We start from the raw sequence: 13808 nt of genomic DNA, 5'->3' as shown, positions 1-13808 counted from the left end.
GCGCTCATGCCAAGCCGGCCACACTGCGGGCCGGCGCCCAGTCCTCCATGCCCTCGCACCACACCAGGGTGCCACGTCCGAGCTCGCCGTCCTCGAACTTGTCCCGCAGCTCGCTCTCGGTGATCGGGCCGCGACTCTCGCCGCCCTGCTCGAAGTACCAGCGCGCCTCCTCGATCTGCACGTGCGCCGCGGGCAGGGGCGGCGGCGCGCCGGCGCGGGTGTCGATCCCGGCGTGCCGGTCGTGGGCGTCGAGGCGCGCCAGCGTGTGCCCCTCGAAGGCCTCGCGGCGCTGGCGTTCCTGGCGCACCTGCTCCTTGAGGTGGCTCTGACGGTTCTTCAGCGCCTGCTGCCGCTTCTCGTCCTCCTTCAGGTCGGGAAGCACCGCCAGGATGATCAGGCCGACGAAGCTGAGGAACAGACCGACGAAGAACCAACCGAGCGCGCTGCGTCCCTTCGACGAGGCGAAGACGGCGCAGAGGATGGCGAAGAGGAGCGAGGAGCCGGCGAATTCCATCGTTGTGGGGGGCGCTGGTTCGGGGACGGGCGGAGCCCCGCAGGACGAGACCCGACTGTATTGGGAGAGTCGGGATCGCGCTTTCAGTCGCCGGGCGCTTCCCGGTCCGAGTCGGGCGCCGCCCCCACGTCGGCGGGGGTCCTGTGGCTGCCCAACGCGCGCATGATCTGGTGCCAGGCGCGGGCGTCGCGCGACTCGATCGGCGCGCGGCCGAGGACGCGGCGCACGGAGGCCAGGATGTCGCGGGCGGCGGCGTCGGACAGAGCGGCGTCGGACAGGGTCGCGGCCACGTTCTCGACCAGGTAGTGGCGCTCGGCGCCGGTCAGGTGGGCGATGCGTGAGGTCTTGGACGCGAGCTGCCCCGGCCGGAAGAGCCCGAACAGCACCACGGTGACCGCCATCGAGAGGTTGAGCGACCCGTGCTCCTCGCTGGTGGCCAGGTAGCACAGCTCGTGGCACTGCTCGGTCTCGTCCCCCGCCAGGCCGGACTCCTCGCTGCCGAAGACGAGGGCCAGGCGCTGGTCCGGGTCGGCGCTGCGCTCGGCGATACCGTCGGCGGCGCGGTCGAACGGCTCGATCACGCGGTGGTGGTGGTGGCGCGCGGTGAAGCCGATCGCGTGGGTGCGGTCGGCCAGGGCCTCTTGCAGCGTGTCGACCACCTGCACGCGCTTCGCCGCATCCTCCACCCCGTGCGACATCTGCTCGAACTCCGGGTGGATCAGCAGCGACGGCCGCTGGGGCGCCACGAGCCAGACCTCGGCCGGACCGAAGTTGGCGGCGGCGCGCAGGACCGAGCCCACGTTGCGGGGCCCGGCGGTGCGGACGAGGACGACGCGTTTCATCGCGGGAGATCCTGCTACTCGTGGTCCCCGAGGGTCGAGAGGAAAGCGCGGAGATCGGGGTCGGAGGGCGCATCCGACAGGAACGGGCCCAGGGCCGACAGACGCAGGGCACCTGCTGGAACCGGGGGCGGTGACTCGAGACTCCTCATGTACATGGCCGGCCAGATCAGGCGCAGCGCGTCGCCCGCGGGCACGTGTCCGTCGAGCGCCAACTCGTGGGCCTCGTACCAAGCGTCGAGTCCGTCCCACTCGTCCGCCAACGCCTCGGGCAGGCCCTCCCGACTCACACAGACCGCGATGCGGCCAGGCCCGGGCAGGCGCACCTCGAAGCCGGTCCGGGTGCATTCCTCGTCCTGTAGCGGTCGCTCGAGCGGCGGCCACCTGTACAGGTTGGCGCGCTCGCGATCGCCGCGTCCTTCGAGTCGAACCAGGCCGGCAGGCCCTGTCGTCACGCGCACGCGCGTCGCGAGCTCGGTCTCGTCCAGCTTCGGCCCACCGGCGTCGAGGACGCGCGGGATCTGGGTCCGCCCGAGCGGATAGGCACCGACGAACAGCGTCGCGGGATCCGCAGCCGCCCCGTCGCGCACGAACTCCATCAGCAGGTCGGGCGCGCGGCGGCGCGTGTGCACGACGATGCGCTCGCCGGGTTCGAGGTGCAGTTCGAAGCGCTTCCCCTGGCGCTCGGGCCGTCGCACGGTCGCTCCCAGGTCCGCAGCGATGAGCACGTCGTCCACGTGCGCCACGAGCAGCACGTCCACGGGCTCGGCGTCGGTCGCGAGTTCGAGCACGAGCCCCGACGCGGGCGGGTCGAGCAGTCCGATCGTCCCGCCGCCCTCGGTCTCGCGCTCGACCATCGACCAGCGGTCGCGCGTGCCCACGAGTTCGCTCCCGCGCCACAGGCCGTCGGACGGGCTTCGCTCGGGAGCGCGCGCCTCCACGCCCAAGGCCGCCGCCACCACGTAGGCCAGATCGCGCAGTTCGGTCGGTGCAGCGGGCGCACGTGCCGAGCTCAGTGCGCAGTACGGCAGGCGTTCGCTCAGGTCCACGACCCCTCTCGCCATCGCGTCCGTGCGCAGACCGGCGACGATGACGGTCCAGTCCGTGTGCACGGCGTCCAACGACTCGGCGCGCTCGGAGACTTCCCGGGCCAACGCGCGCGACCAGGCGCGATGGAACGCTCTCTCGAGCGCTGCCTCGTAGTGCGCGAACACCACGCGTTCGTACCACCCGTCGAGCGTCTCCGGGATCGGTCGGCCGTCCGCCTCGAGCAACGGTCGCACGGAGCGCTCCAACTCGTCGGCGAGCCCCTGCGGCCACGGCGCACCGGGGCGGGGCCTGCGGACCGCGATGGTCTCGAGCGTTCGGGCCTCTGCGAGCGTCTCCGAGGAGACGCCCATCCGGTCTTGGACGTCGACCGCCTCGGCGGCGAGTGCGTCGAACACATGTCCGAGGTCGCGGGAACCGACGAGCGCCGTCGGAGCGCCGTACAGCACGTCTGGTCCGCCGCTCAACTCGCGCACCGTGGTCGCGCCGTAGCTGACGACCAGGGGCCCGGGACCTCCGTGCCACGGCTGCTCGTTCTCGAACGGAGCGCGCGCGGTCACCACGGCGCGGTACTCGGTGGCGCTGAACGTCCCGTGTTCCGGCGGCTCCAGCCCCGTCAGTGCACTCACGAAGCTCGCCGTCAGCGACGTGGACACGCCGATCATCGAACCGGTCGACGCGCCCGGCCCCAACTCCTCGGCCCACAGCTGCGCGTCCACGGCCCCGGCCACCCCGTCCACGAACACCACGAGCACCGCAGGCGCGTCCGACTTCGGCGGCGCGTCGTCGCCGCAGCCGACCAGGAACGCCAGGCAGGCGGCGAGCAGGGCGAAGGGCGCTCGCGCGCTGTGGGCACCGATGTGCACAACGCTCACTTCGGCACGCTCCCGTCCGGCAACAGCCACGCGTCGTCGCCGCTGCGCAAGGCCAAGAGCTGCGCCGCGTCCGCGTTCCCGCCGCACAGGATCGTGGCCACGCGCAGCGGGTTCTCAGCGGTGCGACCCGCGAGCCACTCTTCGGGCAGTCCGGCGAACACCCGCGCGGGCGCCGCGGCCCCCGCCGCTTCGACGTCCTCGCCCAACTCGCGCACGAGCCGCGCCTGGGCGCGCAGCACCTGTTCGTCGTCGATCGTGTCGACGCGCTCGACCAAGGCGCTGACGATCGCGTGGGTCACGCGGCCGGCGATCGGCGGCGTGAGCCCCTGCACGACGGACGTCACGGCGTCGAGCGCGCGCGGTCCACCGGCCGCGAGCGCCGCGCACATGCCGGCGGCGCCCGCGGGTTCGACGCCCAGCACGCGCCTCGGCCGCCCGTCCAGTCGCGACGCCTCGGCGAAGGCGAGCGCGATGCCCGACAGCATCCCCCCACCCCCCACCGGCGCCACGAACAGGTCCACCTCGGGCCACTCCTCGAGCACCTCGGATGCCAGGCTCGCCTGCCCCGCCACCGTCACGACCGAGTCGTAGGGCGGCGCGGCGACCCAGCCCTCGTCCTGCACCGCCGCACGCATCGCCGCGTCCGCGTCCTCGCGCGTCGGCGTCAGCACCACCTCGGCGCCGAGCTCGCGACAGGCCTCGATCTTCGACGCGTACGAGTTCCGGGGCATGTACACGCGCACGGCGATCCCGCGCCGCGCGCCGGCCCAGGCCAGGGCCTTGGCGTGGTTGCCCGAACTGCACGCGACGAGGCCCGGCGCGCCCGACGCCGGGTCGAACAGCAGCGCGTGGTTGGCGGCCCCGCGGGCCTTGAACGCCCCCGTCACCTGGCGCGTCTCCAGCTTCAGCCGCAGCTCGACGCGCTCGTCTCCCGAGGGGAACGCCACGAGCGGCGTGCGCTCGATCCAGGGTGCGATGCGCTCGCGGGCCGCGGCGAGCGCCGACGGGGTGAGAGCGCCCAACTCGTCGGGGGTGAGGCGATCGGCCAACTGGGTGTGATTCATGTGAGCGAGCGCGGGTCCGTGCGGGGCCCGATCGTAGGCTGTGGCGGTCCGCCCCCGGCGACCCGAGATGAGCGATTCGACCGAACGCACCGACCCCCTGCGCCGCCGCGTGGCGTGGACGGTCTTCCTGGGCGCCGCGAGCGCCGTCCTCCTGGGTCAGATCACGCTCTGGATCGGACTGACCGCCAGCCTCGTCGTCGCCTTCCTCCTGAGCTACCTGCTGTCACGCGAGCTGCGGCCGCTGCGCCAGCGGCTCGCGGCGGCCTCGATCACCGGCGAGGAGCGCGAGCCCACCCCGGGCGAGATGGCGATCATCCTCGACCGTGCCAACGAACGGGCGAACGAGTCGCGCGACGCCCTGCTGGTCGAGCGTGACGACCTGGTCGACATCCTGCACGCCACGTCGAACGGCCTCGTGCTGCTCGACAAGGACGAGCGCATCCTGCTGCTCAACGACGCGGCGCGGCGGATGCTCGGCTCGACGTCGGACCCGCTCGGTCGCCGGCTCACGCACCTCACGCGCAACCTGGACCTGTTGCAGGTGGTCGAACGCGCGCGCGCCGGAGTCGTGCTCGATCCCCAACGGGTCGAGGTGCACGCGGAGTCGGGCCGGCGTTCACTGCGCGTCGCGGCGTCGCTCCTGCCGGAACGCGAACTCGGCGCGAACCAGTGGCGCGTGGTCCTGGTCCTCGTCGACATCTCGGACCTCCAGCACCTCGAGCGCGTGCGCACGGACTTCGTCGCGAACGTCACGCACGAGATGCGTTCGCCGCTGGCCGCGATCGTCGGGTTCGGCGAGACGATGACCGACGAGACGGACGGGTTCTCCGAAGTCGCGAAGCGCTGCCTCGACCGGATCCTCACGAACAGCCACCGTCTGACGAACATCCTCGACGACCTGGTGCGTCTCTCGCGCCTCGAGAACGCCGGCGACGTCCAGCACGAAGCGATCGACCTGCGCGCCAAGCTCGAGTCGATCTGCACGTCGTTCCGCGAGCTGTCCGACGACAAGCATCAGACCTTGCGACTGGACCACGAAGCGCTCCCGTCGCGACTGTCGGTCGACGCCGCGTTGCTCGAGCAGGCCATCAAGAACCTGCTCGACAACGCGATCAAGTACACGCCCGAGGGCGGCACGGTGGCGGTCGAGGCGCGTGTGGTCGAACGCACGCTGACGATCGACGTCTCCGACGACGGACCGGGCATCCCGCTCGAGCACCAGCAACGGATCTTCGAGCGCTTCTACCGCGTCGACTCCGCCCGCAGCCGCGCCGTCGGCGGAACGGGCCTCGGACTGGCGATCGTCAAGCACGCGGCCGCGCTGCACGGCGGGCAGGTCGTGCTCGAGAGCCGCCCCGGCGCGGGCACGCGCTTCTCGCTGCGGATCCCGCTCGAGGAGTGGCGTTGAGCGCGCCCGTGGACTCCGCCGACGCTCCGGCCGCGTACCACCCGCCCCTGCCGTTCACGGGTCCGAACCTCCTGGCGCCGATGGAGGGCGTGACCGATCCGGTCTTCCGCGACCTCGTCAGCGCGCTGCACGCCCCGCGCGACCTGGGCGGCACGTTCACCGAGTTCGTGCGCGTCGTCGGGCACGCGCTGCCGGTCGAGAAGTTGGCCGAGGCGCTGGGTGCGCGGCGCCCGCACGTGCCGGTCGGCCTGCAGTTGATGGCCAACCGACTCGAACCGCTCGAAGGCTCCGTCGCAGGCGCGTTCGAGGCGGGCGCGCCGATCGTCGACCTCAACTTCGGATGTCCGGCGAAGGGCACGTTGCGCGGGTGCGCGGGTGCGGCGTTGCTCGACGACCCGCCGCGCGTCGAGGCGCTGGTCACGTCCGCCGTGCGCGCCGCCGACGGCCGCCCCGTCAGCGCGAAGATCCGCGCCGGTGGCGAGGACGACCGCGACCTCGAGACCCTGGCGCGCGCGGTCGAGGCCGGTGGCGCGGCGCTCTTGACCGTCCACTGCCGGACGCGGCGCGAGGGCTACGCCGACACCGCCGACTGGGAGCGATTGCGTCGCGCCGTCGACGCCGTATCCATCCCGGTCTGCGGCAACGGCGGCGTCGACGCCCACGCCGATCTCGCACGTGTGCGCGCCGAGACCGGTTCGGCCTTCGCCATGATCGGACGCGGCGCCCTGGCCGATCCGTGGATCTTCTCGGGGCACCGCGCGGATCGCGGGGAGGCCGCCGGCTTCCTGCTCGAATACTTCGATCGCATGCGCGCCGCGGGCTGCAGCGCCGGTCAATCGGCCGGACGTGTGAAGCAGCTGCTCCGCCACTGGACGGCTGGCGCGCTGGTCGCGGGGACCATGGAGGACCCTTCGAGCGAGCGGCGCCAGATCCTGCGAATCGCCGATCCGACGGCCCTGATGGACGCCGTGCGCGAGTGCGGAGCACGGACGACCGTCGCGCCATAGCGAGCCTCCCCGTGGCTCGCTACCATCCCGCGCCTTTCGTTCCGCGACCCCCTCCCTCCCAGCCCCACCGATGAGCAACTGGACCCCCGCCGACAGCGAGACTCTCTACAACGTCCCGTTGTGGGGCGGCGGCTACTTCCGGATCGGTGACAACGGCAATCTCGTGGTCCACCCGGACGGCGACGGCCTGGCGCCGACCGAGGACGGCGCGCGCATCGACGTCTACGCCCTCGTCACCGAGCTGCGGCGGCGCGGCATCGAGATGCCCCTCCTGCTGCGCTTCGACGGCATCCTGCGCAGCCGCGTGCGCGAGCTGAACAAGGCCTTCTCGAACGCGATCGCTCAGTACGAGTTCGAGGGGAGCTACCGCTCGGTCTTCCCGATCAAGGTCAACCAGCAGCGCCACGTGGTCGAGGCGATGCTGTCCGAGGGCATCGAGCACGACATGGGCCTCGAGGTCGGCAGCAAGCCCGAACTCCTCGCCGGCCTGGCGGTCCTTCCGCCCCAGGGCTCGCTCATCATCTGCAACGGCTACAAGGACCGCGGCTACATCGAGACGGCGCTGCTCGCGACGAAGATGGGCATCGAGACCGTCATCGTCATCGAGAAGTTCAGCGAGCTCGCGACGACGTTGAAGGCGGCGGCGGAACTGGGCGTGAAGCCGGTCATCGGCGTGCGCACCAAGCTCTCGATGACGGGTTCGGGTCGCTGGAAGACCTCGTCGGGCGATCGCTCGAAGTTCGGCCTCACGACGCGTCAGATCGTGCGCGTGGTCGAGACGCTGCGCGACGCGGACATGCTCGACTGTCTCGCGCTGCTGCACTTCCACATGGGCAGCCAGATCACGTCGATCCGTTCGGTGAAGAACGCGATGCGCGAGGTGACGCGGACGTTCGTCGATCTGGTCGAGATGGGCGCCGGCCTGCGCTACTGCGACGTCGGCGGTGGACTCGGCGTCGACTACGACGGTTCGAGCACCAGTTTCGACTCGTCGATGAACTACTCGCTGCAGGAGTACGCCGACGACGTCGTGTACTCGATCCACGAGGCCTGCACCGAAGCCGGGATCCCCGCGCCGATCATCGTGTCCGAGTCCGGGCGCGCGCTGACGGCGCACCACGCGTTGCTGTTGGCCGACGTCCTGGGCGTCAGCGACTTCAGCACCCCCGGCATCCCGAAGACGGCCGAGAACGACGAACCCGAGACCGTCAAGAACATCGCTGAAGTCTGCGAAGCCGTCAGTTCCAAGAACTTTCTCGAGAGCTACCACGACGCCGCACAGTACCGCGACGAAGGCATGACGCTGTTCCAGGTCGGCCAGCTCAACCTCGCCGAACGCGCCCGCGTCGAGGAGTTCTTCTGGCGGACCTGCGAGAAGATCCTGCGCATCACGCGCACGCTCGACTACGTGCCCGACGACCTCGAGCACCTCGAGCGCGACATGGCGGACACGTACTTCCTGAACTTCTCGCTGTTCCAGTCGATGCCCGACTCGTGGGCCATCGACCAGCTGTTCCCGATCGTGCCGATCCACCGGCACACCGAGCAGCCGAGCCGCCGCGCGGTCCTGGCCGACATCACCTGCGACTCCGACGGCAAGATCGACAAGTTCATCGACCTGCGCGACATCAAGCGCGTGCTCGAGCTGCACCAGATCGACAACGACGAGCCGTACCTGGTCGGCATGTTCCTCGTCGGCGCGTACCAGGAGATCCTGGGCGACATGCACAACCTGTTCGGCGACACGAACGTGGTGCACGTCGACATCGGAACGAACGGCAAGCCGAAGATCACCCACGTCGTGGAGGGCGATCGCGTGCGCGAAGTGCTCTCCTACGTGGAGTACTTCCCGGGCGAGATGCTGGCGCAGCTGCGCCGCCGCCTGGAGCAGGCGCTCGAGGAGGACCGACTCTCGTTCGAGGAGTCGGCCCTGATCCTCAAGCGCTACGAAGAAGGCCTCAACGGATACACCTATCTCTCGCGGGACTGACCCCGCCCCCTCCCTGCCTCCCCGCGTCCGATCGCCGGACGCCCCTCGACACAAGACATGAGCACGGTCAAGAACGACTCCACCCTCGCCATCCGCTACCGCCTCCTCGACGCCGAGGGAACGGTGCTCGAGACCACCGAGGGCGACGAGCTCGAAGTGGTCGAACTCGGGATCGGCGAGCTGCCGGACGTGGTCGAAGAAGCCCTGATCGGCCGCGCGGTCGGCGACGACGTGCGCGTCGAGGCCTCCGAGCCGTTCGGTGCGGCCGACCCCAACGCGATCGTCTCGATCCCGCGCGACGCGTTCGCCGAAGCCGGTGAGATCGAGGACCTCGAGCCGGGCGACGTCGTTCCGATCCTGCTCGCCCCGGAAGAGGGCGACGACAGCGACGAGCCCGAAGAGGTCGAGGTCGTCGTGCGCGAGATCAACGAGGACGGCGTGGTCGTCGACCTGAACCACCCCTTCGCCGGCCTGGACGTGGTCTTCGAGATCCACGTGGTCGAGATCCGCGACTGAGCCCGCCGCACGCGGTTCCCGGGCACCGTCCTGGGACCGCTGGCGCGCCGCACGCTGCTACGACGGCACCCCGCGCGCCGCTCCCCCCACCACGAGCGCTAGGCTTCTCGAGCTCGACCGACCACACGAAGGAATCATGGCTGCCACTCTCGACTACCTCACCACGCTCGACGACGAGCGCTTCCACGCCATCTACGAGTTCCTCAGCCAGGACGGCTTCGGCCCCCTGGACTCGGAGGTCGCGGCCGCGCTGAAGTTCCGTCCCCAGGCGATCCGCAAGCTGCCGCTCGCGAAGCGCGCGAAGACCGGGCGTTCGATCATCATGCGCAAGAAGAACGCCGAGCTCGCCTACGAGCTGCTCGGCGGCTACCTCTTCCGCAAGGACAAGGACCTCATCACCGAGTTCCTCGACGCCGCCGGGATCGAGCACGACGACGGGATGATCGACAGCGACGAGCTGCCGAAGGCCGACGACCTGCCCAAGATCGTCGCCACGCTCGACGGTGCGCACGACGCGGACGACGTCACGATCTACATGGCCATCTGCGCCCAGACCTGGCCCGAGGTCGAGCAGTTCGACGCCCTGTGGCGCGAGCGCGCCGCGGCCCGTAGCTGAGTCGACGCGATCGTCCGGGCACGCGCTCGGGCACTCCCACTGCCGTCCCCGCTGGCCGTTCATCGGTCGGCGGGGAGGGCAGCGTCCGTTTCAGGGGGCGAGCCGCCGGCCCATTTCGGTCAGTCCAGCGACGGCGGCCTGGTCGATCGGACCGAGGCCGACATCGGCGATCGAGTTGGTCGGGAACAGGTGCACGTGCACGTGCCGCACCTCCCAGCCCACGACGCTGACGCACACGCGCCCACAGTCGAGGCGTTCCTTCAGCAGCGTCGCGACCTTCTTGGTAGCGATCCACAGCTTGGCCGTCGATGCGTCGTCGAGGTCGAACAGGTAGTCCGTCGGCCGTTTCGGGATGACGAGCGTGTGCCCGGGAACGCGCGGTTGGATGTCGAGGAACGCGAGGTGCTCGTCGTCCTCCCAGACGCGGTGGCACGGGATCTCGCCGGAGAGGATCTTGTCGAAGATGGTCGCCATCGTGGATCGTTCGGAGTCAGGGACGTGAGGTGGAGGTGGTGTCCGTACGGCGCGCGGTGCGCTTCTTCTTCGCGACGCGCCGCCGCCGCGGCTTCGGCTGGCAGACCGGACAGACGTGCGTGCCCCGTTGCGCCACGGTCAGCTTGATCAGTTCGGTGCCGCAGTTCCGGCAGGGGCGGCCGTCGCGGCCGTAGGCGAGGAACTCGTCCTGGAAGCGCCCCGGTTGGCCTTCCGGCGTGCGGTAGAAGACGTCGAACGACGACCCCTGGCACTCGATCGCGCGCGCCAGGATGCGCCGCATGTTCGTGTGGATGCGCTCGGTGTCGGCGCGCCCGAGTCGGTCCGACGCGGTCAGTGGATGCAATCCGCTGGCGAAGAGCGTCTCGTCCACGTAGATGTTGCCGAGGCCCGCGACGACGGTCTGGTCGAGCAACAGCGGCTTCAGCATCCGGCGGCGCGACGTCAGCGCCATGTGCAGGTCCTCGGCCGTGAAGTCGTCGGCGAGCGGCTCCGGCCCCAGCGACTCGAACACCTCGTTCGGATCGGCGCACCAGTGCACCCGACCGAACTTGCGCACGTCCTCGAAGTCGAGGCGCTTCCCGCCGGACAGCGCCAGCGACAGACGCACGTAGTCGCTGGCGGGCTCCTTCGTCGCGCGGACGAACAGGCGGCCGGTCATGCGCAGGTGCACGAGCAGCGCACCGCGTCCGGCGGCGAGCTCGAACACGATCCACTTCGCGCGCCGGTAGCTGCGGGCGATACGCGCACCGACGATCGCGCGCTCGACCCGTGCCCGCGTACCGCCCGACAGCGTCCGCGCCCAGTAGAGGTCGAGGCCGCGGATCGTGCGCTTCTCGACGCCGGGCGCGATCTGGCGCACGACGGTCTCGACCTCGGGCAGCTCCGGCACGGTGCTAGCGCTCGCCCCCGTCCTTGGAACCCGTCTCCTGCGAGCCCGCGTCGTTCGCGGCGAGCGGCGCCAGCGGCTGCACGAACATGTTGCGCACCTCGGCCGAGACGGCGCCGTCGACGCTGTCCGCGCCGTAGCGCTGCAGACCGATGAAGCCGGTCGCCGCGCGCTCCGCGAAGGGCGGCTTCGCGTCGAGCCCGAGCGTGTCGACATCGAACAGGAGCCGTCCGTTCAACGCCGCCGCCATCCGCGAGCCGCGCACCAGCACTTCGTAGCGGTTCCATTCGCCCGGCGGTCGGTACTCCTTGTCCGGGCCAGGGGCGACGGCCGCGTACAGCCCGCCGGTGAACTGGTAGGGCGCGAGCTTCGAGTTCGTGCGCTCCTCCCAGTTGAAGTCGTCGAGGATCTGGATCTCGCAGCCCGAGTAGGCCGGATCGCCGCCCGCGCGCGCGCCGCGCAGGAACAGCCCCGAGTTGGCCATCTCCGCGATCTTGAAGTCGAGGCGCAGGCGGAAGTCGGTGAAGTCGTCGACGGTGACCAGGTGCCCGGAACCGTCGGCGGGGATCGACAGCACTCCACCGGCGATCTCGTAGCCACCTTCTGTGCCGATGGCCTTCCAACCGTCGAGTCCGGCCGCGAGCAGGTCGCGCCAGCCTGCGTCGCGCGCCACCTCGGTCAACGCTTCGACGTCGTCGGCCGTGAACTCGGACGTCGCGGGTTCGGACACCGCTCCCCGCCGAGCCTGCGACGCTCCGCCGGTGGCTCCACCGAGCGCGCGGTGCAGGGCGCCGGCGTTCTTCTTCTGGTCGGCGCCGTCGAACTCGACGTCCTCGAACACGTCGAGCTCGACGATCGAGATGTCGCGGAACTGGACCTTGCGACTCGCCGCCTCGGCGTCGGCTCCGTGCACCTGCAGGCCGACGAGTCCGCGCGAAGCGAAGCCCGGCGTCCCGGCGGGCAGGCGGTAGTCCGTCACCGGCCGCCCGTTGATCCAGACCTGCACGCGCGGATCGAAACCGGTCACGCGCACGCGCACGCTGTTCCACTCGTCCTTCGCGAAGTACTGCTCGGCCTCGGTGTTGTGGAACAGGAAGCCGTCCGCGTAGATCGCCGCGATCTCGCCGCCGGGTCGGTGGTCGAGCGTCGCCTGCAGGCCCTTGAGACCGGAGTCCGGCGGCAGCATCCGCACGAACACGCCCGAGTCGTACGGATGGTCCATCCGGCACTCGAGCGAAAGGTCGAAGCAGGTGTACGAGCGCGTCGTGTAGATCAGGCCACCGGCGCCGTTCTCGCCCACGCGGCCGGTCAGCGTCCCGTCCTCGACCGTCCAGAGCGCCGCGCCGTCGTAGCGTCCGCCGCGCGTCGTCCACCCCTCGAGCGACTCGCCGTCGAAGAGCACGGTGCGTTCGTCGGACGTCTGCTCGAAGGGCTCGGCGCTGCTACCATCCGCGGCCGCTGCCAGGAGCCCCGCCGCGACGGCGAAGGCCGCCCAGCCCGTCACGGCGCGCCGAGTCCGAAGGCCTCCACTCGCTCCGCGACCCGCACTTCCGTCCGTACTTCCGTCCGTTCGATCCACTCGCATGACTGACTCCTCGTTCCGCTCGTTCTCGCAGTCCATCTCGATCGGTGCCGTGCTGGCCTGCGCGCTCGCGCTGACCGCGTGCCGCGCGAGCGACTCGAACGACACGTCCACGGACGCCCCGGTGGTGGCCTCGGGCCCGGCGCTGCGGGTCGACGGCCGCCCCTCGGCGCCCACGACGGTGAGCGTACCCGGAAGCGACGTGGCCTTCGCCATGGTCGAGGTCCCCGGTGGCGTGCTCGGCGGCACCGAGGTCGCGCCCTTCGCCATCGCCACCCTCGAGGTCACCTGGGACCAGTACATGGCGATGGTGGCCGAGACCGAGGGCCCTCCGCCGAGCAAGGACGGCACGAAGATCGACGGCCTGGCGCGTCCGACGAAGCCCTACATCGCGACCGACCGCGGCTTCGGCATGGGCACGCGCCCCGTGATCTCGATCAGCGCGCTCGGCGCCGAGTCCTTCTGCGACTGGCTGAGCCTGAGGACGGGTCGGAAGTTCCGCCTGCCGACCGAGACCGAGTGGGAATGGGCCGCGCGCGCCGGTTCGAACGGCAGCTACAGCCTTGGCGTCACGGCCGCGGACCTCGACCAGGTGGCCTGGTACGACGCCAATTCGAACAGCACGACCCACCCGGTGGGCGAGAAGGCGCCGAACGCCTGGGGCCTCTTCGACATGCACGGGAACGTGGCCGAGTGGACGCGCGCGATCGAGCCGGGCACGCACAAGTGGGACCGCCACCGGCTGTGCGGGGGCTCGTTCTTCGATCCGGCCGAGCTCCTGGCGGTGACCGAGCGCGAGACCCGCGACAGCAGCTGGAACATGAGCGACCCGCAGATCCCCCAGAGCGTGTGGTGGCTGGCCGACGCCGCCTGGCCGGGGATGCGCGTCGTCATGGACGTCGAGTAGAGGGACCCCGGGGCGCCGCACGGGCCGCACCTGTGCAAGCGCTTGTTGCAATTCGGTCGAGC

The 13808-nt window shown here is 70.7% G+C and carries 13 protein-coding genes; 6 read left to right on the top strand and 7 right to left on the bottom strand.

The genetic code is table 11. The annotated features are described in order from the left end of the window. Positions 1 to 4: 4 nt before the first annotated feature. The 4 genes from Pla163_RS03315 to Pla163_RS03305 all read right to left on the bottom strand — a co-directional run bounded on the left by Pla163_RS03315 (position 5) and on the right by Pla163_RS03305 (position 4339). The gene (locus Pla163_RS03315; RefSeq protein ID WP_145183533.1) at positions 5 to 514 is read right to left on the bottom strand and encodes a DUF4339 domain-containing protein; all 510 of its coding nucleotides are present in this window, start codon (positions 512 to 514) and stop codon (positions 5 to 7) included. A gap of 83 nt (positions 515 to 597) precedes the next feature. Continuing rightward, the gene (locus Pla163_RS03310) at positions 598 to 1356 is read right to left on the bottom strand and encodes a TrmH family RNA methyltransferase (RefSeq protein ID WP_419186272.1); all 759 of its coding nucleotides are present in this window, start codon (positions 1354 to 1356) and stop codon (positions 598 to 600) included. Between the two features lie 14 nt (positions 1357 to 1370). Continuing rightward, on the bottom strand, positions 1371 to 3275 hold the full coding sequence (locus Pla163_RS18665; protein WP_419186271.1) for a hypothetical protein: 1905 nt from the start codon (positions 3273 to 3275) through the stop codon (positions 1371 to 1373). Then, positions 3272 to 4339: a threonine ammonia-lyase gene (locus tag Pla163_RS03305; protein ID WP_145183527.1), complete on the bottom strand. Its 1068-nt coding sequence runs from the start codon at positions 4337 to 4339 to the stop codon at positions 3272 to 3274. Before Pla163_RS03305 ends, Pla163_RS18665 begins: the two co-directional genes overlap by 4 nt. A 67-nt stretch (positions 4340 to 4406) precedes the next feature. On the opposite strand from Pla163_RS03305, the gene Pla163_RS03300 reads away from it, so the two are divergent. From Pla163_RS03300 to Pla163_RS03280, 5 genes are all read left to right on the top strand, one after another. Next, a complete protein-coding gene (locus Pla163_RS03300) occupies positions 4407 to 5747 on the top strand; it encodes a sensor histidine kinase (protein WP_145183523.1) in 1341 nt (446 codons plus the stop codon). A gap of 8 nt (positions 5748 to 5755) precedes the next feature. After that, complete coding sequence (locus tag Pla163_RS03295) at positions 5756 to 6754, top strand: tRNA dihydrouridine synthase (protein WP_145183520.1); 999 nt, start codon at positions 5756 to 5758, stop codon at positions 6752 to 6754. A 70-nt stretch (positions 6755 to 6824) separates the two neighbouring features. After that, positions 6825 to 8744 carry a biosynthetic arginine decarboxylase gene (gene speA, locus Pla163_RS03290; protein ID WP_145183518.1) on the top strand — a complete coding sequence of 640 codons (1920 nt, stop codon included), beginning with the start codon at positions 6825 to 6827 and terminating at the stop codon, positions 8742 to 8744. Between the two features lie 57 nt (positions 8745 to 8801). Further along, positions 8802 to 9260: an FKBP-type peptidyl-prolyl cis-trans isomerase gene (locus tag Pla163_RS03285; RefSeq protein ID WP_145183515.1), complete on the top strand. Its 459-nt coding sequence runs from the start codon at positions 8802 to 8804 to the stop codon at positions 9258 to 9260. Between the two features lie 136 nt (positions 9261 to 9396). Further along, the gene (locus Pla163_RS03280) at positions 9397 to 9876 is read left to right on the top strand and encodes a hypothetical protein (protein WP_145183512.1); all 480 of its coding nucleotides are present in this window, start codon (positions 9397 to 9399) and stop codon (positions 9874 to 9876) included. Between the two features lie 90 nt (positions 9877 to 9966). On the opposite strand, the gene Pla163_RS03275 is transcribed toward Pla163_RS03280, so the two are convergent. The 3 genes from Pla163_RS03275 to Pla163_RS03265 are packed head-to-tail and all read right to left on the bottom strand — an operon-like array spanning position 9967 to position 12761. Beyond that, positions 9967 to 10350: an HIT family protein gene (locus tag Pla163_RS03275; RefSeq protein ID WP_145183508.1), complete on the bottom strand. Its 384-nt coding sequence runs from the start codon at positions 10348 to 10350 to the stop codon at positions 9967 to 9969. A 16-nt stretch (positions 10351 to 10366) separates the two neighbouring features. Beyond that, positions 10367 to 11260 (bottom strand): DNA-formamidopyrimidine glycosylase, encoded by an 894-nt coding sequence (gene mutM / locus Pla163_RS03270; protein WP_145183504.1) that lies wholly within the window; start codon positions 11258 to 11260, stop codon positions 10367 to 10369. 4 nt (positions 11261 to 11264) lie between these two features. Further along, on the bottom strand, positions 11265 to 12761 hold the full coding sequence (locus tag Pla163_RS03265) for a 3-keto-disaccharide hydrolase (protein WP_419186270.1): 1497 nt from the start codon (positions 12759 to 12761) through the stop codon (positions 11265 to 11267). A 79-nt stretch (positions 12762 to 12840) separates the two neighbouring features. On the opposite strand from Pla163_RS03265, the gene Pla163_RS03260 reads away from it, so the two are divergent. Beyond that, positions 12841 to 13746: a formylglycine-generating enzyme family protein gene (locus Pla163_RS03260; protein WP_145183498.1), complete on the top strand. Its 906-nt coding sequence runs from the start codon at positions 12841 to 12843 to the stop codon at positions 13744 to 13746. The last annotated feature ends 62 nt before the right edge of the window (positions 13747 to 13808 follow it).

The sequence above is a fragment of the Rohdeia mirabilis genome (genome assembly GCA_007750655.1).
In the GTDB taxonomy this organism is placed as follows: Bacteria; Planctomycetota; UBA1135; order UBA1135.
The sequence above is the reverse complement of the archived record's forward strand: the minus strand, read 5'-3'. Positions and strand labels throughout refer to the sequence as shown.